The organism is Bacillus sp. OTU530, assembly GCF_038440375.1.
This window is the reverse complement of the sequence record NZ_JASATP010000020.1, coordinates 81101-105120: the sequence shown is the minus strand read 5'-3', so window position 1 is coordinate 105120 and position 24020 is coordinate 81101. Positions and strand designations below refer to the sequence as shown.

The 24020-nt window shown below is 42.2% G+C and carries 27 protein-coding genes; 2 read left to right on the top strand and 25 right to left on the bottom strand.

Annotated elements, in window-relative coordinates; all coding sequences use genetic code 11:
- Positions 1-255: 255 nt before the first annotated feature.
- The 3 genes from AAHB12_RS16400 to AAHB12_RS16390 all read right to left on the bottom strand — a co-directional run bounded on the left by AAHB12_RS16400 (position 256) and on the right by AAHB12_RS16390 (position 2164).
- Entirely contained in the window at positions 256-450 is a 195-nt protein-coding gene (locus AAHB12_RS16400; RefSeq protein ID WP_342046054.1) for a gamma-type small acid-soluble spore protein, read from the bottom strand.
- 196 nt (positions 451-646) lie between these two features.
- Positions 647-1273, bottom strand: coding sequence for a LysE family translocator (locus tag AAHB12_RS16395; protein WP_342046053.1), 627 nt, complete (start codon positions 1271-1273; stop codon positions 647-649).
- 66 nt (positions 1274-1339) lie between these two features.
- Positions 1340-2164 (bottom strand): MerR family transcriptional regulator, encoded by an 825-nt coding sequence (locus AAHB12_RS16390; RefSeq protein WP_342046052.1) that lies wholly within the window; start codon positions 2162-2164, stop codon positions 1340-1342.
- 253 nt (positions 2165-2417) lie between these two features.
- On the opposite strand from AAHB12_RS16390, the gene AAHB12_RS16385 reads away from it, so the two are divergent.
- A complete protein-coding gene (locus tag AAHB12_RS16385) occupies positions 2418-2957 on the top strand; it encodes a CBO0543 family protein (protein ID WP_342046051.1) in 540 nt (179 codons plus the stop codon).
- 145 nt (positions 2958-3102) lie between these two features.
- Here AAHB12_RS16385 and AAHB12_RS16380 read toward each other — a convergent pair whose 3' ends face one another.
- Positions 3103-3774: a hypothetical protein gene (locus tag AAHB12_RS16380; protein WP_342046050.1), complete on the bottom strand. Its 672-nt coding sequence runs from the start codon at positions 3772-3774 to the stop codon at positions 3103-3105.
- 203 nt (positions 3775-3977) lie between these two features.
- Between AAHB12_RS16380 and AAHB12_RS16375 the strand changes: the two genes are divergently transcribed.
- Entirely contained in the window at positions 3978-4151 is a 174-nt protein-coding gene (locus AAHB12_RS16375; protein ID WP_129726401.1) for an asparagine synthase, read from the top strand.
- Positions 4152-4204: 53 nt separating this feature from the next.
- Here AAHB12_RS16375 and AAHB12_RS16370 read toward each other — a convergent pair whose 3' ends face one another.
- The 21 genes from AAHB12_RS16370 to cobJ form a co-directional block, all read right to left on the bottom strand.
- Complete coding sequence (locus AAHB12_RS16370) at positions 4205-5050, bottom strand: GHMP family kinase ATP-binding protein (protein ID WP_342046049.1); 846 nt, start codon at positions 5048-5050, stop codon at positions 4205-4207.
- Positions 5051-5080: 30 nt separating this feature from the next.
- Positions 5081-6040, bottom strand: a complete 960-nt coding sequence (cbiB, locus tag AAHB12_RS16365; RefSeq protein ID WP_342046048.1) for an adenosylcobinamide-phosphate synthase CbiB — start codon at positions 6038-6040, stop codon at positions 5081-5083.
- A 3-nt stretch (positions 6041-6043) separates the two neighbouring features.
- The gene (locus AAHB12_RS16360) at positions 6044-6769 is read right to left on the bottom strand and encodes an adenosylcobinamide amidohydrolase (protein ID WP_129726404.1); all 726 of its coding nucleotides are present in this window, start codon (positions 6767-6769) and stop codon (positions 6044-6046) included.
- Entirely contained in the window at positions 6762-7373 is a 612-nt protein-coding gene (locus AAHB12_RS16355; RefSeq protein ID WP_342046047.1) for a histidine phosphatase family protein, read from the bottom strand. Before AAHB12_RS16355 ends, AAHB12_RS16360 begins: the two co-directional genes overlap by 8 nt.
- Positions 7370-8113 carry an adenosylcobinamide-GDP ribazoletransferase gene (cobS, locus tag AAHB12_RS16350; RefSeq protein WP_342046046.1) on the bottom strand — a complete coding sequence of 248 codons (744 nt, stop codon included), beginning with the start codon at positions 8111-8113 and terminating at the stop codon, positions 7370-7372. Before cobS ends, AAHB12_RS16355 begins: the two co-directional genes overlap by 4 nt.
- Positions 8110-8649 (bottom strand): bifunctional adenosylcobinamide kinase/adenosylcobinamide-phosphate guanylyltransferase, encoded by a 540-nt coding sequence (gene cobU / locus AAHB12_RS16345; RefSeq protein ID WP_129726407.1) that lies wholly within the window; start codon positions 8647-8649, stop codon positions 8110-8112. The genes cobS and cobU overlap by 4 nt, the downstream gene beginning before the upstream one ends.
- A 12-nt stretch (positions 8650-8661) precedes the next feature.
- The gene (gene cobD, locus AAHB12_RS16340; RefSeq protein WP_446715573.1) at positions 8662-9708 is read right to left on the bottom strand and encodes a threonine-phosphate decarboxylase CobD; all 1047 of its coding nucleotides are present in this window, start codon (positions 9706-9708) and stop codon (positions 8662-8664) included.
- Between the two features lie 35 nt (positions 9709-9743).
- Positions 9744-10289, bottom strand: coding sequence for a cob(I)yrinic acid a,c-diamide adenosyltransferase (cobO, locus tag AAHB12_RS16335; protein WP_342046044.1), 546 nt, complete (start codon positions 10287-10289; stop codon positions 9744-9746).
- A gap of 63 nt (positions 10290-10352) precedes the next feature.
- On the bottom strand, positions 10353-11162 hold the full coding sequence (gene cobA, locus AAHB12_RS16330) for a uroporphyrinogen-III C-methyltransferase (RefSeq protein WP_342046043.1): 810 nt from the start codon (positions 11160-11162) through the stop codon (positions 10353-10355).
- Positions 11163-11184: 22 nt separating this feature from the next.
- Complete coding sequence (gene cobT, locus AAHB12_RS16325; RefSeq protein WP_342046042.1) at positions 11185-12225, bottom strand: nicotinate-nucleotide--dimethylbenzimidazole phosphoribosyltransferase; 1041 nt, start codon at positions 12223-12225, stop codon at positions 11185-11187.
- Positions 12222-13742 (bottom strand): cobyric acid synthase, encoded by a 1521-nt coding sequence (locus AAHB12_RS16320; RefSeq protein ID WP_342046041.1) that lies wholly within the window; start codon positions 13740-13742, stop codon positions 12222-12224. The genes cobT and AAHB12_RS16320 overlap by 4 nt, the downstream gene beginning before the upstream one ends.
- Positions 13735-15108, bottom strand: coding sequence for a cobyrinate a,c-diamide synthase (locus AAHB12_RS16315; RefSeq protein ID WP_342046040.1), 1374 nt, complete (start codon positions 15106-15108; stop codon positions 13735-13737). Before AAHB12_RS16315 ends, AAHB12_RS16320 begins: the two co-directional genes overlap by 8 nt.
- Positions 15109-15128: 20 nt before the next feature.
- Positions 15129-16256, bottom strand: coding sequence for a cobalt-precorrin 5A hydrolase (locus AAHB12_RS16310; protein WP_342046061.1), 1128 nt, complete (start codon positions 16254-16256; stop codon positions 15129-15131).
- Positions 16256-17029: a precorrin-4 C(11)-methyltransferase gene (gene cobM, locus AAHB12_RS16305; protein WP_342046039.1), complete on the bottom strand. Its 774-nt coding sequence runs from the start codon at positions 17027-17029 to the stop codon at positions 16256-16258. Before cobM ends, AAHB12_RS16310 begins: the two co-directional genes overlap by 1 nt.
- Positions 17026-17727: a precorrin-2 C(20)-methyltransferase gene (cobI, locus tag AAHB12_RS16300; RefSeq protein ID WP_342046038.1), complete on the bottom strand. Its 702-nt coding sequence runs from the start codon at positions 17725-17727 to the stop codon at positions 17026-17028. The genes cobM and cobI overlap by 4 nt, the downstream gene beginning before the upstream one ends.
- Before the next feature lie 2 nt (positions 17728-17729).
- Positions 17730-18932, bottom strand: a complete 1203-nt coding sequence (cbiE, locus tag AAHB12_RS16295; protein WP_129726415.1) for a precorrin-6y C5,15-methyltransferase (decarboxylating) subunit CbiE — start codon at positions 18930-18932, stop codon at positions 17730-17732.
- Complete coding sequence (locus AAHB12_RS16290; protein ID WP_342046037.1) at positions 18923-20017, bottom strand: cobalt-precorrin-5B (C(1))-methyltransferase; 1095 nt, start codon at positions 20015-20017, stop codon at positions 18923-18925. Before AAHB12_RS16290 ends, cbiE begins: the two co-directional genes overlap by 10 nt.
- A 3-nt stretch (positions 20018-20020) precedes the next feature.
- Entirely contained in the window at positions 20021-20668 is a 648-nt protein-coding gene (locus AAHB12_RS16285; protein WP_129726417.1) for a precorrin-8X methylmutase, read from the bottom strand.
- Positions 20669-20692: 24 nt separating this feature from the next.
- Positions 20693-21460, bottom strand: a complete 768-nt coding sequence (cobK, locus tag AAHB12_RS16280; RefSeq protein WP_129726418.1) for a precorrin-6A reductase — start codon at positions 21458-21460, stop codon at positions 20693-20695.
- Positions 21457-22377 carry a sirohydrochlorin chelatase gene (locus tag AAHB12_RS16275; protein ID WP_342046036.1) on the bottom strand — a complete coding sequence of 307 codons (921 nt, stop codon included), beginning with the start codon at positions 22375-22377 and terminating at the stop codon, positions 21457-21459. The genes cobK and AAHB12_RS16275 overlap by 4 nt, the downstream gene beginning before the upstream one ends.
- A gap of 36 nt (positions 22378-22413) precedes the next feature.
- Entirely contained in the window at positions 22414-24018 is a 1605-nt protein-coding gene (cobJ, locus tag AAHB12_RS16270; protein ID WP_342046060.1) for a precorrin-3B C(17)-methyltransferase, read from the bottom strand.
- Positions 24019-24020: the final 2 nt, after the last annotated feature.

Here is a 24020-nt window from a genome sequence, read left to right as displayed (position 1 = left end):
CCCTACTTACACTGTATTCCTAAAATTTCCGACTACGTCGAATTCGCTTCTAGCTAGAAACTTATATTTTCTGGTGCAAAAAACTTTATAAGTTCCTATCACACCGGATCACTTCCTCAAAAACAACTCTTGAACCGAAGAGTGTTTACTTCAACGGACCAAGCACTCTATAATCAGTCAATTGAAGCAAGACAACTCTTCCGCTCTAACATTTAATTAATAAGCCGTCATAAGAAAATGGTTTTCGAAACTTCTCTAATGCCTGCTCCTCGGTTCCAAGTATTTTCTAACTTCTTCCATATTTGTATTGCTGTAAACTGCCGTTCCGCGCCCTCCAGTTTGGGCTAATAATTCCTTTACCTGCTTATAACTAAGACCGGACTGGGCATTGAGACGCTTCACTTCTTTTATATCCGTACCGACAATTGTATACTCGTTTCCCTGCTCCATTCATTATCTCTCCTTTCTTGTTATGTAGATATAGCTTTCCCTCTTCACAAGCGTAAATTGTATGCTTGTCTATAATTAAGGTGATTAGCGAATTCGCCTTAAACAAAAATACCTTAAGAGACATCCCTCAAGGTATTTACCAATTACAAATATAATGCATCACATGGTCGGCTGTCATACATCTGAAAATGATTCATTATATGTCAGTTGTGATAAGCTTTGCTCCCAATCCAATAAAAATAACTGCGGCTGTCATATTCATGTATTCACTAAAACGTGGATTTTGTAATAATCGGTCACGAAAACTTCCTGCAAAGTATCCTAATAAGCTAAATATAATCGCAGTTAAAACAATAAAAATCAATCCCAACATACACATCTGCAAGGGAACATTGGATAATTTATAGTTTATAAATTGAGGCAGAAAGGTGAGATAAAAAATCGCTACTTTTGGATTCAAAATATTCATTAATAATCCTCTGAGAAAAAGATCTTTTGGCTCGTTGTTGCTTTCAGAATGAAGATGAATCGCTTCTTTTCTATGTTTTATCGCTTGGAAAGCAAGATAAAACAAATAAATTGCTCCTAACGATTTAAAGATAGTAAATACTACCGCCGAAGTTTTAATAATAAGCGACAGACCGAGTGCTGCTGCTAAAGTGTGTACGATGTTTCCTAAACTTAATCCCATTGCGGTGACAATCCCAGCTTTTCTTCCATTGGTCATTCCTTGTGTAATCGTAAAAATCAGGTCTGGTCCAGGAATCACAATTAGGATAATGGATGTGCCGATAAATAATAATATTGTTGCTGCGTCAAACATTTAGAGAACTCCTTTCAATTTTTCCGTTACAAATAAATATAAACCCTCCTGTAAGGGGAGAGTCAATTAGATTACTGGTATTTGTAATTCAGTAAGATAATCTTCTTTATTTTTTGAAATATAATGGTCAATTATCGTTCTTTCTATTGAGTCGCCAATAATTTGAAGGCCATTTTCTTTTATGTAACTTAATAAGATTTTGTAATACTCCGGGGAATCACTATGATTTCCTCTATAATAAATACAAGCATATTTCCCCTGTGGAAGAGTTGTTACAAATTCATTTCGGATGTCATCTTTATCCACTAAAATAAATATTGAGTTATATTCATCAAACTTTTCATTTTTTATCTGACGGCTATCAATGGTTAGTCCTACTCCTCCAATAAATACAGAAGAATGCATGTTAGACATATTTTCTAGTCTCCGCAAGGAAATCTCCAGCTCTGGTTCTGAGCTGATTGTTTCTAATAACCGTGCTATTTTCCTTTCTTTAATATCCTTGATGATGGCAATCCCTAACTCTCGAATTCTCCTTGCATGCTGAATGTCTTCAATTCGACTTTGAAATCTGTTGTTGATTCTTTGTAATTCTCTAATTTTATTTTCCGTTAATTCTTTTTGTTTCTCTAACAATTCTAAAAAATCATCAATATTTCTATGTTCTAAATGTACTTTTATTTCTCCTAAAGAAAAGCCTAAATCCTTTAAATAGTTAATCGTGTTCAGTTGTTCAAATTGTTCCGTTGAATAGTATCTATATCCGTTATTTTCATCAATTTGAATCGGCTTCAACAACCCAATTTCATCATAATATCTCAGAGTTTTAATTGTAGTATTATGCAGTTTTGACATTTCTCCAATTGAAAATTTATTTTTAATTTTAGTCACCCTCAATTCTTAAGATCATATTTCTTATCTTAAGTGTGTCCTTATTTAATTTTACAAATATAGGTTAAAAATGATGCATATTTCATACATGTCAGTTTACCATAACCATTCATTATTAGAAGAGACGTTAATAAAAGGAGCATTCTTAATTTTAAAACTAAATCATACTCTACTGAGACGCTTAGCCTTATAAAACATGTTAATGTTTGTAAATACTAAATCAAAAGTGGTTATGATGACTGGGGGACAGTTGGTGTTACATATAATTGGTTCCTATATGACGCTAGTAGTTGCGTTCTTAACCATATTTGCAGCTTGGCGTTTCGGTAATTGGAGAGATTGGAGAAAATATTACCCGACTATACTATTTACAGTAATTGTGAACTTTCTCATCACCATACTAACTTATAATCATTCGCTTTGGCATTTCGAAAAAACATTATTCATTCCCAATCATGTACTAGCTGATATTTTTATGAAATTTCTAAACTACCCCGCCATTGTCTTACTATATCTTTCACGATATCCTTACAACTCACGACTGCCCAGGCAGTTAACTTATCTTATCTCTTGGGTCGTAGTGTTTTCTTTAATTGAATGGATGTTTGTATGTACGAAGATAACAACTTATCACAACGGTTGGAATATTTGGTGGTCGATTGTTGTTTGGGTGTTTATGTTTATCGGGTTCCGTATCCATCACACCAGACCTCTGTGGGCATGGCTGCTTTGTTTTGTAGGCACTGCTTTTTTAATCTTTTACTTCCATCTTCCAATTACTAAATTGAAGTAGTGAAAAGGATTAAGGCTTGCAATACTCTGCAAATACTTTGATTTTGATACGTTTACTCAAACACTAGTGAACACGAAAAAAGGACCTTCAAATGAAGGTCCAAAATACCGACTTGTTTCTTAAAAAAGCCTTGCTTCCGTTTTATCTAGTGTTCATAATCCATTTCACTTAAAGAGTCCATATGACTCGCAATCATTGCAATAATCGTGCTCGCCTCTTCTTTGCTGAAAACAAAATTCGTTTCATCCTCAATTAACTCGCGGTCAGATGTTATTAAACGATTTACACGGCGGAGTACTCCATCCCCTGTTTCCTCTACAATCCCAAATTGATACGTAATCTCTACATCATCTTCATGAGCGTAAGCAGTTACCTCAGGGGTTGTCCACCTCACGTCAATTTCCTCATACATCTCGGCATCTATTTCCTCGTACATGTCCGTATCATCTAGGTCGTTTTCATCATCTTCCATAACCATATACTCATCTTCGTCTAGATCTATATCCTCGCTTACATACTGATGAAAACTCTCATGAACAGCATCAACAATGTCTTCAATATCCTTGAAAATCGTTCTGGACGTTTGATCAAACTCTATGTCTAATGACTCCATATAGAATTCCTCATTATACGGATCGAAGAAAAGGGTGCAAAAATAGTCGCGCTCGTTATCCTCCATCTCAACAAAAAATTCAATTCTCGGATGTTTGGCACCTCTATCGATTGTCATATGACCAACTTGATCGTACTTATCACAAACGGATTCCAAATAATCTTGCAGCTCTCCAGTAACTCGGTCAAACCATTCTAACGACATACAGCATTCCTTCCTTTCAAAGTCATCGCTTTTATTATTTCCTGCTCTCTGCTCATAGGCACTTCCAATTTCATCTAGATAGTCCCTGAAAAAGTACTTCCAATAACCTACACTTATGTTTTTAAGCAATAAACAAAAACTAATGTTGGTACTCAGACATGGGTTGCCATACATTTGTTAAGTCCGACGGGGAGGGAAATACCTTGAACATTCGCGAAGGTTTAATTCCAACTGTATTAGGTACAGCAGTTTCTGCTACTGGTTATGCGCTGAAGCAAAATCGGAAAGTAAGCCCTATGGTCTCAAACACTGTATTTGGATTTGGACTCGCTCACGTTGTACTAGGGGTAATTGACCTTGTAGAGCATCGTCGTTAGCAAATAGGACGAGCATTACACAAGCTCGTCCTCCTTTGGATTCCTTAGATAATTTAAGAAAATTGCAATATACTGGTTCCCATTAAAAAATGGATCTTCTGTTTAATTTCTCGAGTAATCGCTTGAATATTAGGCAGCTGTGCATTTAGTAAAATCCCGATCACAGTGCCGCTGTGGGCGACAACCACACCTCCATTGTACTGCTGGGCCAGCTGCTCTAACTCATCAAAGTACGGCTTTGGTAATAGCTGCTGATTGATACGTGCACTTATTGTCGCGGCTTCACAAAGATAAGCAAAGTTTCCGCTCCTTATTCCTTCGGTTACAAGCTCATATGCTTGCTGGAATTTCTTCTTGTGCTTCTTGCTATATTCTTTCTTTTGTTGATTAAACTCTACTGTGTCAACACTCCCTCCTACATCAAAACCGATCAGAGTAAAGGGAGGGAGCGAAGCAAATGCTTCAATTAACTGCCCGTTTAGGTAATCATAAGCAACTACACCTTCATACATCACGCCATCCGTAGGCTCAATTTCTGCGGCTATGCGTGAAATAAGTTCCTCTGTTACAGGAAGGGAATAACTATCGGATACCGCTCGCACTGCTGCTATCATATCAGCAGAACTGCTAGCCATCCCTTTTCCGATTGGAATATTGGAGTGAATGTGCAAATATCCCCCTATCTTGATACCAAAGGTTTTTAAAAGCTTTTCACACGCCATTCTTGCCTTTTGTCTACCTCGTACAGTTACAATATCAATGGCATTCTGATCTGGCACAAACAAAGCACTGCTTTTTAACTCCTTAACTGGCAGTGTAATTAAAAAAGGGCGTTCCTCTATCACACCTTGCACAAGCTCGCCAAATGTTCCACTGCAACTTCCACTCCCTATCTTCATATCACTAAACCTCTATTCCTTCTTTTCCATTCATATTACAAATAGTACGCCAATCACACATAAAACAGCGACACATATTGTTGCCGCTATATTCATAATCCTAACAGTAAGGATAATATCTTGCTTTTGTATCAATCTAAGAGGCTCCCCCATTTTTGCTCGATGGGATGGGATTCCTTGATAAAAGTTTGTACCTCCAAGCTGAATGTCCAGCGCTCCTGCAACAGCCGCCTCTGGAATCCCGCTATTTGGACTTGGATGAAGTTTCGCATCCCGACGAATCGCTGTCCATGCACGCCGCACATTTAACCTCATAAAGAAACAGGTTACCATAATGAGTACACCTGTTAAACGAGCAGGTATATAATTCATCACATCATCCATTCTCGCCGAAGCCCAGCCGAGGTTACGATATGCTTCATTTTTATATCCGACCATAGAATCGAGCGTGTTTACAGCTCTGTATGCCATCGCAAGAGGCGCTCCGCCAATGAGTGCGAAAAATAACGGAGAAATAATAGCATCTACAATATTTTCGGCCACCGTTTCTACAGCACCGCGTGAAATTTCACTTTCATCCAAATCAGCTGTGTCTCGTCCAACAATCATCCCCAGGCTATGCCGCGCTTTTTGGAAATCACCGTTTTGCAAATGACGATAAACTTCCATTGCCGCATCTCCCAGCCCCTTCACAGCAATCGTCGTAGACACGATCCAAACCTCTGCCGCAAACGCAAGCCAACCGCTCCATAGCCGGAGAATGTCGAGTAATAATGTAACGACGAAAAAAGCTCCTCCGCCAATAAGAAGGGGAAACAAAATTCCAGCTAGCTTGAGCATTCGTTCTTGTACAACCAGCCTTCTTATAATCTTTTCTAATAGGGCTATACACTTCCCAATCATAATAACCGGGTGAGGAAGCACACGTGGATCTCCAATAAGACGGTCCACAATATACGCAAGCCCAATACATATACAATTTGTAAACACTCTCTATCCCCTTCCTAAGTTATGCACTGTCTCATAAAGTGCATCATATACGAGACGACCGATTGCATTTCCGATTGTAGTAGCAGTTCCAGCAAACTGATGGACTGGGTACTCCTGTCTGTTTTGACTAACAGCTATCACAACCGCATCAGTTGTCGTGCCCGTTGCAAACTCGCCTGATTCATCCCTAACATGTAAATCCTGCAGCGCAGCAGCCTTTGCTTCTGTCGCTGTAATGATTGCATTTACCATCGCAGAGGGAGTTAAACAGCTGTCGATAAATAAAAATGTATTAATCGTCCCGCATTGATATGCCGGAAACGTTCGCCTCCGTTTCCCTGCTCTAGCACGGTTTCCAATCCCTGCTGTGACGCAGCAAACCATCCGAAATCCGTCTCCGCTCTCCTCCTGCACAGAAGCAAGATCAATTCTCGCTGCTGTTTGCAATGCCACTGCTTCCTCCGGATTATATCCCCATTCTTCTACTTGCTGCCCCATATGCCCGATTGGGTCAACAGCGCTATAATCAAGCGGAACTTGCCAGTTTATAAAATGGCTTGCTTGTCCGAAGCCCCCTCTATGTACTGCACTGCTAATTGTTTCTAATAAAAATGGAAAAGGAATCAACAAATGATCCCCTTTTTTGTATATATATAATTCCGGCCACACACTTGAAGTATAGTAATTATTATGTTGAAACGGCTGCACCTGTTGTCCTCCATCATTCATTCCATGTCATTCTATCTATTATGGCACAGGAATTGCCGTCACGTCCAAGCTTTATTACAAGACTACTGCCATGTTTGACTCCTTCTGCATTCCAAAACTCCTGCAGATCTCTCAAAATCCATTTCGCCAAAACCCAGCGGATTGGTCCTCCATGGCTCATAACGAGAATGGTTTCATCTTCCTTCTCATGAAGCAATATATGGGACAACCAAGTATCGACTCGATTCCCGAGTTGCTGCAATGTTTCACCGTGTGGAGGAGCAATCTGAAAGGGATTTTGTATCCATTCTTGCAATAATTCCCGTTCACGAATGCTATCGTATGTTTCACATTCCCAATCTCCAAAGTGCAGCTCGCGTAACGCATGTATAGAAACAGGCTGCAGCTGCAAGTAACTTCCGATAATTTCTGCGCTTTCCCTTGTCCTAGACAGGTCACTGCAGTAAATACGAGTGATTTCCTTACCGTACACCTGTCTGACATGCTTCGCCAAACGATGGATTTGCTGACGGCCTGTTTCATTTAAGCGTGCATCAAAATGGCCAAGATAGCGACGGGCTGCATTTTCATCAGTTTCTCCATGTCTCGCAAATATGATTTTCATGAAAATAACCTCCATATCGCAATAGCAAGAAAAAGAGATGTTACTTCACACCACTCGACGATGGCTCCGTAGCAATCTCCCGTGAGCACCTGCAATCTCCGATAAATACTCGCCGTAAATCCGCTGCCAAGTACGATGGTGCTTAGAAATAACAGAATTCCTTTTGCGCCTAGCATGACATAGGTAATACCTGCAATCCATACGAAATGAAACAAAAGAATGGGCAGCGTAATCTCCTCTCGCAATCCTGCTCCTAAACCGCCTTCCTTGCGATATGACCAAAGTTTAATCGCACCAATGAGAACCAATCGCGCATATAACGGAGAAACAATCAAAACAAAAAAAAGATTCTCCTGAAAAAGGTCATGCGCAGCTATAAATTTTCCGCCAATCAAACAAATAGCGGCAATGACCCCCATTGCACCGACGCGGCTATCCTTCATAATTTCAAGCATCCGCTCTTTGCTTCGATTGCTGCCAAACCCATCCGCTAAATCCATCCATCCATCTATATGCAGTCCCCCAGTAATCCAAATCCACGTAAGTATAATAAAAAAGACCGAAACAGAAGGGGAAAATACTTGCTTTAACACCGTTGCTTCAGCATATAACAAGCCTCCAATGATCAAACCGATGAACGGAAAATGAATAGAACTCCGCTTCCAGTCCCGATCCGTCACACTTATATAAGGAACAGGGATTCTTGTTAAAAACATAAGTGCGCTTAAAAATGCCTTCATCCTTTTAACCTCAATGGAATACCCGATAATACAGCATACACCTCATCTGCCTGCTCTGCGGCCAACTGATTGACTTCCCCAAGCAGATCTTGAAACAAACGTCCTAGCGGTGACATTGCAACCCCGCCTAGTCCAACCTCACTCGATACTGCAATAATATGCTGATTGGACTGCTTTATACATTTCAGCCATTCCCGAACTTCCTCTCGTATACATTCTCTATGGAATGGCTGCTTATATTCTGATTCAGGGATTTGCATGCAGCGATTGGCGAGCCAAGTTGATAAACAATCTACTAAAACTACATGATACCCAGAAAAAATATTGTTCGGAATGATTAGACTATCCGTGTCTTCCCATACCCCCCAATGCTTAGGGCGTCGCTCTTTATGCGCATCGATACGACTCTTCATTTCCTCGTCTGTTACTACCCCGAATGCCGCATAGAGAACAGAATCTGATTGCATAGCAGCAAGCTGCTCAGCAAATGCACTTTTTCCACAGCGCACGCCTCCTGTAATCAAGACGAAGCTCATATATTGTTCCCCCTACAAAATTTCTTTCAAAACGTGCAAAAGCTGATCATTTTCTTCCTTCGTACGAACAGCAATCCGAAAATCATCCACTGTTAAACCGGGATACATGGCGCAAGACCGGATTAAGATCCCTCTTCTTCCCATATCCCACTGCACATCAGCGGCGGTTCTTCCATTTTGAAGACGCACTAGCAAAAAATTTGCTTGTCCTGGAAATACAAATAACCCCAGCTCCTCAAGCTGTTGTTTCAAATACTCCCTTTGCTTACGTACAAGCCCAATCGTTTTTTCTTCGTATCCATGCTCTTCTAAGCAAGCTTCACCAGCCACAAGGGCTAATTGATTCACACTCCACGTCACTTGTTTGCCCTTCATTTGCCCGATTAGCTCCGGGTGCGCGATTGCATAACCGAGCCTAAGTCCAGGAATGGCATAAAACTTTGTCATAGAGCGAACGAGAATCACATGCCTGTGCATATTTAAATTCGGCAGCAACGTGACTTGTTCACTGCGGGGCAGAAAATCAAGAAATGCCTCATCCACAACCAAGTATGTATTTGTTTTCGCTGCCTGCTCAGCGATTTGAGTCAGCTCTTCCTTCGTATATACAACACCGGTCGGATTGTTCGGATGGCCAATAAATACAAGATCAGCTTCACTAAGCAGCTGAAATAAATCAGGTAAATGAGGCTGATAATGACGCTCCCATCTCCCCTCACACGAAACAACCTGTGCACCAAATGCCGTTGCCAGCTGGGCATATTCAGAAAAACATGGATTTACAATTCCAACCTTTTTCGGCTGCAGGGCAAGAAGAATAACAGCCATGCATTCTGCAGCACCGTTGCCAATTACAAGATGTTCAGATGAAATATGCAGCTTCTCAGCAAGCTTCTCTTTTAGCAGCCTTTGAGATGGATCTGGATAGTGTACAATTGCTGAAAGCTGGTCGCGCAGCAGCTCCATCACCCGCGGCGGTGGTCCAAGCGGATTAATGTTTGCACTAAAATCAAGAAACGCCCTATCTTCCAGCCCGAATACGCTTGCTGCGGTAAGCATATCTCCGCCATGTCCATGAGCTTCAATCCAGGCCACTAAAATTCAATCCCTTTCACAGCCGGAACACCTTCATCATAGTAGTGCTTAATCGGCTTCATTTCTGTTACTAGGTCGGCAATTTCCACAATTTCATCCTTAGCAGAGCGTCCCGTTATCACAAGGTGCATAGAGACCGGGCGAGTTTGAATGAGATGCATTACCTCCGCCAACGGGAGCACGTCTTCGACTGGAAATCCTGTAATCGCAAGGGCATTGTTTAATTCATCTAAAATTACAACATCATACACACCTGAAAAAACTTTTTCCTTCGTAAACTCCCACGCCTGCCGCAATGCCTCCCGATGCTCCTCAGGTGTTTTTGTCCAAGTAAAACCAATCCCTGTTTGATGCATCTCGATACCAATTTGCTGAAACATCTTTTTTTCACCAGACATCCTGTCAGGAGATTTAATGAATTGAATCATTAATACCCGCTTTCCTTGTCCGGTCGCACGAATAGCAAGTCCAAGAGCCGCAGTTGTTTTGCCTTTTCCATCGCCTGTATATATAAGCGTCAGCCCACGTTGCTTTTGAGCCCCCATTTTTCCTCCCCCTTATACATGCACCAGATTTCCCTCACAAAGGAGGCTTGTGCAAATGCTTTCCTAATTTTTTATTGCTGCTTCCTCAAGAGCATCTATAAACAAATCGCCGGTATTTGCACAGCCTTCTTTAAACCATTGTAATCTTGGTCTTAGCTTCACAACGTCCCCCACAAGAACAATAGCAGGATGCGTGATCTGCGCAGCTTCCGCTTTACTCTCAATTGTCTCCAGTGTCCCTGTGACAGTCCTTTGTTTTTCCGTTGTTCCCCATTCAATGAGCGCAGCCCCTGTATCTGGACGTTTACCATGTTCAATTAACTTTCGACAAATATACTTTAAATTGCCGACTCCCATATAAAAGGCGATGGTATCGATTCCCTGCGCAAGAGCTGCCCAATTAATATAGTCTTCTCCCTTTTCAGACCGACCGTGTCCCGTTACAATCGCGAAGGAGGAAGCATAATCTCGATGTGTAACAGGAATACCAGCATACGCAGGGGCTGCAATTCCTGACGTAATCCCAGGGACAATTTCATATGGAATCCCTTCCTGCACCAATACCTCCGCTTCTTCGCCAACACGTCCGAACACACATGGATCTCCGCCCTTCAAACGTGTAACAGCCTTCCCCTCCAATGCCTTTTCGACAAGTAATTGATTGATTTTCTCCTGCACAACCTCGTGCTTTCCTGGCATCTTGCCGCAAAAAATCAACTCTGCATCCTTCTTTGCATACTGTAAAAGCTTTTCATTGCTTAGTCTGTCATATAAGATGACATCAGCTTTTTGAATACATTCCATCCCATACACTGTAATAAGCTTAGGATCGCCAGGTCCCGCTCCGACAAGATATACCGTACCTTTTTCCACTATATATCACCGCTCTTTATCTTTATTTTCGATTGGATACCCCTGCTGAATCAAATGTTGCCATCTCTTTAAGCATGAGAGATGCCGACTGCAGAATAGGAAACGCAACAGCAGCACCGCTGGCTTCTCCTAGGCGAAATCCTAAGTCTAAAATCGGCTTTTTTCCCAGCAAATGTACCGCTGTTTCATGTCCAATTTCAGCAGAACGATGTCCAATCACCATATAATCCACTGCATCCGGACACATTTCCTTTGCTAATAAAGCAGCTGTCGTACAAATAAAACCATCAATCAAAATCGGAACACGATGCGTTGCCGCCGCCAGTATCGCACCTGTGATAGCAGCAATTTCTAGTCCTCCAAGCTTCGCGAGTATATCGATTGGATCATTTCGGTCCGGCTTTCGCGCTTCAATTGCTCGTTGAATAACCTTCTGTTTATGGGCAATCGTCTCTTGACCAATGCCTGTCCCGCGACCAACCAGGTCGGCAACATCCTTTCCGCTTAGTACAGCCACAATCGCACTACTTGCCGTCGTGTTTCCAATCCCCATCTCCCCTAAAATGAGGCATTTAGCGCCACGATGAATCATCGCTTCTCCGCGTTCATACCCGATATGAAGTGCCTGCTTTGCTTCTTCACGTGCCATCGCATCTATTTCACAAAAATTCCCAGTTCCATATCGTACCTTTTTATGAACAATACCGTCAGCAGCTATATCTGCAGCAACTCCAACATCTACAACTTCAAGCATCGCACCGATTTGTCTGCTGAACACATTGATAGCCGCACCACCGTTTACAAAGTTCATTACCATCTGCGCAGTCACCTCTTGCGGAAAAGCAGAAACACCTTCTTTGACAACACCATGGTCTGCAGCAAATATAATAACTCCCGGAGGCGTAACAAGAGGGAAATCCTCGCCTGTTATTTCAGCAAGTTGCACCGCTAGTTCTTCTAATCTGCCAAGGCTTCCCTGGGGCTTTGTTAATGTGTCAATATAAGCCCTCGCACGGCAGCCCTTTTCCTTATCTACAGGTTGGATGTGAGCTGTAACGTTCATTGTACTTCTATCCCCCTTCTTTGAAATTCCTCCATTTTTTGTTCAATCACATCGATTTGAACATGGTTTCTGACATGTTCAGCCAATCGGTCAAACGCTTCTTCGCGCAGCCTATTAAACGAAACACGGTCATATATTAGCGATAGCCCTTTTTTCTCGCGAATACGGTTTAACAGCAGTTCACGAAATACATCATTATGAAATATGCCATGAAAATATGTACCTATTACTTGTTCATCAGGACTTTTACAGCCTTCCTTGCCATTTTTTGTTTGAATAAGAGCTTCAAACATATCATGGATTTCCGACTCTCCCATATGAATCTCATAGCCTGTTACACTTATATCTTTATTGAAAAGCTTCAAGGTACCTTCTGATAATACGGTTGTTTTTTCTTGCGTAATAGTTGTCGAAAGGGGCAGCAATCCCAGACCTTTTGTATATAATTCCGGTGATTCTACAGCAAACGGATCATGAATATGTTGTCCTAGCATTTGATACCCGCCGCAAATACCGAAGATTAGAGACTTTCTTCTATTATATAAGGATACTACCTTATCCGCGATGCCGCTCTCTTGCATAAACAAAAAGTCCTCGATTGTATTTTTGCTCCCTGGCAAAATGATAAGATCGGGTTCTCCTAGTTGATCTGCTCTTGTTACAAAGCGAACATCACAATCCGACTCTACAAAAAACGGGTCAATATCCGTGAAATTTGAGATTTTCGGATATTGAATGACTGCAATATCCAGCTCCTTATCAGTATTACGCAGCGCTGTATATTGATGTAAAATAACCGAATCCTCTGCATCTATATTTAAATGATGCAAATATGGAACAACACCAAGTACCGGCTTCCCTGTATATGCCTCAAACCACTTAAGTCCTGGCTCTAACAGACTCATATCTCCCCGGAATTTATTGATAATGACGCCGATGACACGGTCACGATCTTGCGGCTCAAGCAGTTGAAGTGTTCCTACTAAACTGGCAAAAACCCCTCCCTTTTCGATATCCCCAATTAACACAACAGGAGCGTTCGCCATGCGAGCAATGCGCATATTTACCATTTCTCTATCATTTAAATTGACTTCTGCAGGACTGCCTGCACCTTCAATCACTATTCTCTCGTAAGAATGAGAAAGAACTGACAGAGATTCCTGAATAAGCTGTAGTCCAGTTTCAAAAAATTCCGATCTATAACTAGTAGCTTTCATGTTTTTATAAGGCTTTCCATGTACAACAATCTGTGATTCATTATCACGGGTCGGTTTAATTAAAATCGGATTCATATACGTCGTTGCCATAATTCCAGCTGCTTCAGCCTGCACGCCCTGTGCTCTTCCAATTTCTTTTCCATCTACCGTTATATAGGAATTCAAGGCCATATTTTGTGATTTAAACGGAACGGTTTTAAATCCATCCTGATAAAAAATGCGGCAAAATGCTGTGACAATTGCACTTTTTCCCGCATCCGAATGCGTTCCTTGAAACATAACCGGAAGGGCTTTACTCATAGTTTATCTCCTTACATTGCCGAATCCAGCTTTCAACCATTTGCGGACAGGATCCGAAATGAAAATGCGTATATCCCGCAATTAGATTCTCCTTCATATACCCTTCCCTCTTCTTACCGCGCATTCCCTTTGTTTCATATGCATATGGAATCTCTCCTTTTGGCTGAAACACAGAGTAGTGAAACTCATGCCCTTTGGCACTCACACCTTGCTCAAGTAAAAAGTTTCCTTCTGCTCCTGTAATTTCACGATACCCGAGAGCAGCTAATTTATTTTGCATTTTCACACTTCCGGGAATTATACCGACCATTTCATGTTTTCTGCCGTTTGTTTCCTCAATGGCTTCTGTTAAAAACATAAAACCGCCGCATTCGGCTAAAGTGGGAACACCATTTTCGATCGCTATCCGTATCGACTGCTTCACTGCCTCTTGTCCTGCTAACTCCTCTGCAAACTCTTCTGGAAACCCACCCCCAATATACAAGCCATGTATATTGGAAGGAAGAACATCTCCCTTAAGCGGTGAAAATTCCACCAACTCTGCTCCACATGATTGCAAGAGTTCCAGATTTTCCTTATAGTAGAAATTAAAGGCTGCATCCTTTGCAATTGCAATACGTACGCTGTTGCTTTTGGTTCCCCCTCTTTGAAATTGCGAATGTGAAACAGACAACTGAGGTGCTTTCGCTAGTTCATATAGCTTTTCTATATCAATTGTTTCTAATACGAGATCTCCTAATCGTTGAAAAAATGAATCTAGTTCCCCGCGTTCGATCGATGGAACAAGTCCGAGATGCCGCTCTGGAATTGCAAGCTCTTCATCCCTTTTTAAATAACCGACAACTGGAATGCCGCATTCCTGCTCAATTGCTGCTTGTACCAGTCGAAAATGCCCCTCGCTGCCAACGCGATTTGCAATAACACCAACAATATTTGGTCCTTCTGCAAAGCATTGAAACCCCTTCACAATTGCAGCAGCACTGCGCGCCATACTGGCACAATTCACAACAAGGATAACCGGGCTTTTCGTAATCATGCTAATTTCCGCTGTTGTTCCCGCATTGCTCGTTGGGCTTTTTCCATCAAAAAACCCCATTACTCCCTCAATAATAGAAACATCTGCTCCTTCACTGCCTCTTTGTACAATTTCTTGTACCATTTCATGTGATAACATCCAACTATCCACATTCCGGGACGGCCTTCCAGTCACAGCGGTATGGTAGGTAGGATCAATATAGTCTGGTCCACATTTAAATCCTTGTACTGTGAAACCCTTTTTTTGAAATGCTGCCATAAGCCCGATTGTAAGCGTCGTTTTTCCGACGCCGCTCCCAGTTCCTGCAATTACAAGTCTGCGATGTTCCATACGCTCTCTCCTCCCTCCGCTTAATGTGGCACTACTGCAACAGAAATCGTAACATTTCCTGATTTCTTCTTCACAAGCTCAAGCTTTTCCGCTCCGCTATATAAAAGAGCAGCCGGCTCACTAACACCATACGCCCCTGTATATTGAAACACTGTTTGTGAGGGCTGCTGCATTGGAACAGCATTTAATTGTTCAGGAGAGTAGTAGATAAACTCCCAGCCGTATTTCTTTACAACGGCCAGCAGCCCCTGCTCATCCTTCTTCAAATCGATCGTACAAATAGCTTTTACGCTTTTCATAGAAAAATGTAGTTCGTCTAGCGTTGTCTGAATGACTTCCTCAATTTCCTCCGATGATGTACCGCGATTACAACCCATTCCGAGGACAATGACCTTTGGTCGATATAATACGCCATTATGTAAAATTTGAGATTCTTCGTTTGATAGATTTCGATGTGTGACAACCAGTGCAGCAGCTGGAGCTGGAGCTTGAGCAAGCGCCTCATCAATTGAGGAATACGTGCGAATATGTGTTGGCAAAGATCTATCATACTGCCACCATGACTTCTCACCTGATTCCTGCACAACAGCAACAGCTTCCTCATTGACAACCGCAGCACTAACAGGAGTCAGTTTTTCAGCTGATTCCCACGTCCAGCCAAATCGTTTCCCAAATAAATCAACCGCAATCGTTTGCTGTACATCAGAGGCTGTTGTTACAACAGGACGCGCTCCTAATATAGCTGCAACTTCCTTCGTCAACTCATTTGCTCCACCTATATGTCCGGACAATACGCTAATCACGTGCTCAGCTTTATCATCAATCACCACTACAGCAGGGTCTGTTTTTTTATCTTGCAGGAGAGGTGCAATCATCCGAACAACTGCGCCAAGGGAAATAATAATAATAAGTCCCTTATAGGATTTGAATAGAGATGGCAGCAACAATCGCACACTTCCAGTGAACAGTTGAATCCCCTTCTCCTGTTCATCACCTTGCTCAAACTTGCTCATATAATACAAATCCGCATTTTGGAAAGAACGTTCGAGCTCTCTTGCAACTTGTACCCCATGTTTTGTAATAGCAACAATCGCATAGTCACCGCGCTGCTGAACGTCAGACAGCTGTCCTTCCTGCAAAGTGATAATCACCCCTTCACCCCCCGGCGGAATCCGTGTGTAAATGTTTGATCATACAGTTTAGAACGGTAGTTTTTATCATGAATATTTTCATCAAGCGCCCAGCCAGCTAGAATCATCGCTTGCTTACGAATACCGTTTTGACGCATTGCTTCATCTAAATTCTCAATTGTCGTACGAACAATTTTTTGATCAGGCCATGTTGCCTTATAGACAACCGCAACAGGTGTACTTGGAGCCCAGCCCGCATCTATTAGCTCTTTTACGACCTTTTTTGTTAAGGTAGCACTTAGGAAAAGAGCAATCGTACAATGGTGCTTTGCCAAATCCTTTAACTTCTCAAATTCTGGAACCGGTGTGCGTCCCTCAGCTCTTGTCAAAATAACCGTTTGCGTTAAATCTGGAATCGTCAGCTCTGCCTGTGCCGCTGCCGCTGCCGCAAATACAGAGCTTACGCCTGGTACAATTTCAACCTCAATACCCTGCTGTTTTAATAAAACCATTTGCTCCATAATAGCTCCATACACAGCTGGATCTCCTGTATGTACACGTACAACTTTCTTCCCTTGGCGAATTCGATCGACCATAATGTCTACCATCTCTTCTAAATGCATCCCGGCAGTTTTTAATATCTCTGCGCTTTCCTTTGATTTTTGAATTAATGCTTCGCTCACAAGGGAATCTGCATACAAAACAACGTCTGCGTCTTCTAGCAGCTTTAATCCTTTTACGGTAATTAAATCCGGATCTCCGGGACCAGCGCCAATAATATAAAGCTTCATTTTCTCACCACCATTAATGTTAAATATTCTAACTCTGCTCCTTGCAACTCATCTGCTTTCCAAATAATTTCTTCATCTGATGTGACCTTTGTTACAACGGATGCTTTTGACAGCAAGTTTAGCTCCTTGAGCACAGCAAGCATTAAGTCGATGACCTTTGCAACCTTAATAAAAATCACACAATCATGCTCCTCAATCGCTCGCTTCATCGCATCGTAGTCATCACGAGCTGGAATAATAGCGACATGATCATCGCCGTCCGCCAGTGGCAGTCCGAGCCTAGAAGCCGCCCCGTTCATGGATGAAATTCCTGGCACAACCTCAATGGCTGCTGCTGGATGACGCTCCTGCATGAGACGCATCATATGAATGAAAGTACTATATAAAAGAGGATCTCCTTCTGTCACAAATGCAACATCCTTCCCCTCTTGCAACCTTTCCCAAACACTCTCAACCGTTTCGCTCCATTTTCGTTCCAAGATGACAGGATCCTTTGTCATCGGAAACACAAGCCCGAGCATTTCCTTCTCTCCTGGCTGTACGTATACATCAATAATTTTTTGAGCGTAGCTTTTACTTCCTTTTTGCTTTTTTGGATATGCAATGACATGGGATTCCTTTAATTTCCGAAATGCCTTTACTGTTAATAATTCTGGATCTCCCGGACCAACACCGAGACCATATAATGTACCGAGCATAGTTATTCTCCTTCTTTATGCTTTGCAGCAATAATATAAATGGGATTGAGCGCATCAAAGCGCGTTAGATTCAAAATTGGCTTACTTCTTGAAACTTGCGCAAGTGTAATATCTGTTTGAAACCCGAGCTTTTTAAAAATTGCTGCTGCCTCCGCTAAATTTTCAATCGTTACTGCATTTAAAACAATCGTTCCATTCACTCTTAGCCGACTGCAGCAAATAGAGAGAATATCCTCCATCCCTCCTGCCGTACCGCCAATGAAAACTGCATCAGGATCTGGAAATTCCTCGAGCCGCTCCGGCGCTTTACCATGAACGGCTATAAAATCCGTGCGAAATTTCTTCATATTTGCTAAGCAATTTTCTAAATCCGCTTCATTTTTTTCAATGGCAAATATCTGGCCTTCACAGGCAATTTTTGCTGCTTCAATCGCCATAGATCCAGTACATGTACCAATATCCCAAACAATGCTGTTTTCCTTTAATCGCATTGCACTCAAGCTCAAAGTCCGAATTTCTTTCTTTGTAATTAAGCCCTTATCCGGTTTCCGCTGAGCAAATTCTTCATCCTCAATGCCAATTGACCATGATGGGCCCTCTGCTGTTTTTTTCAATATGACAACATTCAATGGAGAAAACTCTTCCTTCTCCATTTCTTCAAGAGAAAACCAACGGCACCGCTCCTGCTCCCCGCCAAGATTTTCTCCAACAAATGCCTTATATTCTGTCATTCCAAATGACAACAAATATGATGCAATCCGATTTGGAGAATGTTCTGCATCAGTTAAGAGCGCAATTTTCTCTTTGCCATCAATTTTTTGCGCCAACCCTTTCATGCTTCTTCCGTGTACACTCGTTACATACGCATCGTGCCACCGTTCTCCTATTTTCGCAAATGCAAGTTGAATAGAGCTTACATACGGATATACCTCAATCTCCAACTCTCGCGCTAAATAACTGCCAATGCCATAGAATAGAGGATCTCCTGATGCTAATACGACAGCTTCTCTCTTTTCCTCCTTCAAACGCTCAACAAGAGCGGAAAGCTTTCCCTCGATTACAACCTTTTCTCCTTCGTAATCCGGAAAAAACGCAAGTTGGCGTTTTCCTCCTACTAGCACTTCGCTCTCCTGAATCCATGTTTCATACATCGGCAGCAAACTTTGAATTCCATCGTCACCGATTCCAATCAATTTCAATCCCATCTGCTCTGCACCGCCTTTCCTAAAAATTCCCCCTTCATTGTATATAAAGAGGTATCTACTTCTGCGCCTCCGCCTATTTCCTCTAAAGCTGCATGACAGCAATACGTACAAAGCGTTTCGAAAAACTTCAGGTTTCCTTGCGCTTGCATCATTTCTCCAACATGTGAAGCAGTGTTCGCTTGCCGAACATTCTCTATTAATTCGTCAGAAGCGCCTGACTCCCTCACCATCTGGGCTAAAAACGAAAAATCAACAGGCGCACTTTTCGAATGTACCATCATAATGCCTTGTGCAACCTTTGAAAACTTCCCCATCATTCCGACCATGGAAATCTTCTTCACACCCTGCTTTTTACATTGCTTTAACGTAAATCCTATGAAATCTCCCATCTCAATAAACGCTTCCTCTGGTAAAGAAGGAAATTGCTTCATCGCACACTTTTCACTTCTTCCGCCGGTTGTAATCACAACATGCTCACAGCCACTCGCCCGTGCTACGCGAATAGCCTGCACAATGCTTGCCTTATAAGCAGCTGTAGAGAAGGGAACAACAATGCCGCGTGTTCCTAAAATAGAAATACCGCCAAGTATGCCAAGGCGTCCATTTAATGTTTTTTTTGCGATTTCTTCGCCATCTGGCACAGAAATGATAATTTGTATTCCTTTGTCCACATGATAATGCCGTAACACTTCTTCTGCCGCTTCATGTATCATTTGACGCGGCACGGGATTAATGGCCGCTTCCCCAACAGCAACAGGAAGCCCCTCCTTCGTGACGCGCCCGACACCAATTCCACCATCTAGCACAATACCGCTTTGCTCCTGCCATGTAACAGTTGCAAGAATGGCGGCTCCGTGCGTAGCATCCGGATCATCACCGCCATCCTTTATCACTTTTGCCGTTACAGAGCCGCCAGTGGTATCACAGCTTTCAATCGAAAAGGTTGCAAACCTGCCAACAGGTAAATAAATGGTAGACTCTGTTTGTATTTCTCCAGTAATTAGCGCAGTCAGCGCAGCCTTTGTGGCAGCAGTAGCACATGCACCTGTCGTATACCCTTCCCTCAGCTTGGTTTCCTTTTCCATTTGTTACACCCGATCTGCAAGAATAGAAATCGCATTTAACGCTGCAACTGTAACGGTACTGCCGCCCTTCCTTCCGATATTGGTGATAAACGGAACGTCGAGCTTGGCTAGTTCCTCCTTAGACTCGGCAGCTGATACAAACCCTACAGGCATTCCAATGATTAATCCAGGCTTTGCTTCCCCTTCCTTAATCAAACGGATTAATTCTAACAATGCAGTCGGTGCATTTCCAATTGCATAAATGCCGCCATCAGCTTCTTTAATTGCTTTTCGCATAGAAATAATCGCACGTGTTGTATTTAAGCGCTTTGCTTCCTTCATAACATCTGGATCAGAAATATAAACCTTAATTTCTCCACCATATTTCTCAATTCTTGTTTTATTTGCACCGCTTTGAATCATTTGCACATCTGCTACAACCTTTTTTCCGCTCCGAATCGCCTGTATACCTGCTTCAATCGCCTTTGGATGAAATAGCATGCTTTTCCCTAATTCAAAATCAGCGGAAGCGTGAATAACACGCTGCGCAACACGATATTGCTCAGGCGTAAAGGGATGTTCTCCAATTTCCTCATCAATCATTTGAAAGCTTTTTTCTTCAATTTGCTCCGGCTGTACAGTAAGAGGCTTAAATTCTGTTAAAAAATCCATCTATCCTCACTCCTTCTTTTATTCTCATAGGCTAGCTTTTTGTAAAGCTTGTATAACATCTGAAAACTCAGAATACACCGTTCCGTAATCAATTACTGGACGTCCAATTAAAATAATATCGATTCCCAGTTCCTTTGCTGCTTCCACCTTTTCGTCAACCGAACCAACACGTCCACTTTCCTTCGTAACCATAACGGTTACGCCATATTGCCTATAAAGTGCCTTATCAAATTCCTTCGTAAACGGTCCTTGAATGGCAACAATATTCTTTTGAGGAAGTCCGAGCCGTTCACATTTTTCCATATTGTCAACACGTGGAAGCATACGGGCAATCAATCTCGTATCCGGCACTTCTAGCAATCTCTTCGTAAAAATATCAAGTGTCTTGCTGCCGGTTGTTAGCATAATAACGCCTTTTTTCTTTGCTGCTACTTCAGCTGCCTCCTCGTAGCTATCTACGACCGTCATGTTTTCGTATGCGAATGTTTGAGAATCACGTTCGTAACGGATATAAGGCACTCCGCACTGCTTTGCGGCATCTATTGCATTTTTAGAAGCTTCTTCCGCAAATGGATGACTTGCATCTACCACAACAGAAAATTCATTTTCACAAATAAAGCTTGCCATTTCTTCGCTAGTTAAACGTCCCGTACGTACATTCAATCCTGAGTTACGTAGCTCCAAGGCTGCATTTTCCGTTACCACTGTCGCAAGGACATCGTAACCAGTCTGCTGAATTTCTAAAGCAAGCGCACGGGCATCACTTGTTCCTGCTAGCAAAAATATCTTCATCGCACTCCCGCCTTTTCATCCGCATCATGATGGTGGTCGTGGTCATGGTCATGATGATGGTGATGATCGTGATGGTGATGATCGTGATCATGATCATGATGATGGTGATGTATATGCTCCATCACGCCAAGACGATATTGACATGTATCACAATTCATTTTCACTTCATCCTGCAGCGCCTCTTCTGCACGATCTTTTAAAATCGTTTGCAATCTAGAATGGAAGCCAAAATATCCAGCTAATTGAAATTCAACCTCTGGGTATTCGAGGCGGAATTGCTCTGTCATCTCTTCTAAACGCTTGATTAAAACGCCTGTAAATAGAAAATAAGGAAGAATAATAATTTTCTTTGCTCCAAGCTTGATACAGCGCGATACTCCCTCATCTGTAAGAGGGCTTGTAACACCAATAAAGGCTGGCTCTACTAATTTATAATTCGTCTTTTCCCATAGCAATCTTGCGATCTTATACAATTCACTGTTTGCATCCGGATCGCTGCCGCCTCGACCAAGAAGCATAACAGCCGTATCCTCTGGCGCTTCTTCTATATTCTCTCCAATTTCCTGCAGCCTTGTTTTTAAAATTTCAAACGTTTCCTCATGAATTCCGATCGGTCTGCCGTACGTAAATCGAATATTTGGATACTTCTTCTTTGCTTCATCAATTGCTGCTGGAATATGAATTTTCGAATGTCCCGCCGGAAGCAGCATAATTGGAATCAGAATCACATGCTCCGCGCCCTTCTCTACACATGTATCAATTCCTTGACTCATTGTTGGTCGCTCAAATTCTAAAAAGCATGTTTCAATTAATAATGAATTGTCTAGGCTGGAGCTCATATTTTCAATAAACTGCCTTACCTGTTTATTTCCTTCCGGGTCTCTGCTGCCATGTCCGACAAATAAAACTGCTTGCATCTTATTTCCTCCTATATAGAAAAGATTTTGTTTCTGTTAATCCCCACATGCAGCCGGCTCTATCTGTAGCTTTGGCGTGACATCCTCATGTTGAAATCCTTGCAGGGTTTTTTTGCGCTTAAAGAATTTAAAGAAACGCTCATTTGGGTACCCTGTCTCTTTATATTCATGAACAATAGTTTCTACTACATCTACAAGCTGATCCATTGGAATCCCCTCTGCAACTAATTGACCAGGATGTGCATTTCGTCCGATCGTTTTTCCGCCTAAAAATAAGTCAAACGCTCCTTTACGATACACAATTCCAATATCCTCCTGCACTGCTCCGTAGCACGCCATCGCACAACCATTAAAACCAATTTTCAGTTCCTTTGGCAGCTCCATACTACCTAAGCTCTCTTGGAGCGCTTCAGCGTACGGAATGGAATCCTTCTTCTCCCCATCACAAAAATCACACGCCTTCACTGTTGCTACTTCACCAATTGGAGACAGCACCAAACCTCTAGCAGTAAGCTTTTCTACTAAATTCTGCGGGTTATCGGTTGGAACCTGGAGCTTTACATAGTGATCAGGCGTATATGTAATGGTACCTTTCTCCCCCGCAGCTTCGGCAATTGCCATCATTTGTGCTGGGGTAAATGTTTTATTAGCAACCCCTGGGCTGACTGCAACCTCAAAAATAGAAAGAACCGCTTGTGTAAGGATAGATTTTTCATTTTTATATTCTCCACCCGTAACAGCCAGAAGTGCCTGCTCAGCTATGTCCCTTGATGAAACTGCCTGCGGTTTTTGCTCCTGCTTGATCGCGATTGTTTGTTCCAACGCCCATGGCTCCGCTTCTCTTTGTAAACGTTGATGCGGTTTTAAAGGCTGCTCTGTTTTTCCTAGCGTATATTTCCTTTGGTATCCGCGCGGTGTAATCATCAAATCTTCATATAAAAACGTGGAAGAGTTCCCAATTACAACAGTTGTAAGCATCCCAATATCATGCTCTAGCATGTCCTGTAAATTTGTAATCGTAACCTCTTGACGGTCGCGATACGCACTTTTCACTAATCCAACAGGAGTTTGTGGAGAACGATGCTGAAGTAAAATTCTTTGCGCTTCTACAATTTGCCTCGTTCTTCTTCCGCTTTTCGGATTGTAGAGTGCAACTACAAAATCTGCTGCAGCTGCAGCCTCAATTCGTTTTTCAATTATGCTCCACGGTGTTAAGTGGTCACTTAAGCTAATGGTACATGCATCATGCATCACAGGAGCGCCTAATAAAGAAGCGCAAGAATTAATAGCAGAAATCCCCGGTACAACTTCAACCTCGACGCCTGTTTCCCTTTTCCATCCCTGTTCAATTAACACCTCATACACAAGACCTGCCATTCCGTATACACCGGAATCACCGCTTGAGATAACAGCAACCTTCTTGCCTTGCTCAGCTAGCTTCACCGCTTCTTGAGCACGACTTACTTCTTCTGTCATACCAGTACTGACAATTTGTTGTCCTGTTAATAACCCTGCAATCAAGTCCACATAGGTTTTGTAGCCGATAATAACATCACTTTCCTGTAGTGCCTCTCTTGCCCGTTCGGTAATATGTTCAAAGCTTCCTGGACCAAAGCCAATTACAAGTAATTTTCCTTTCATCA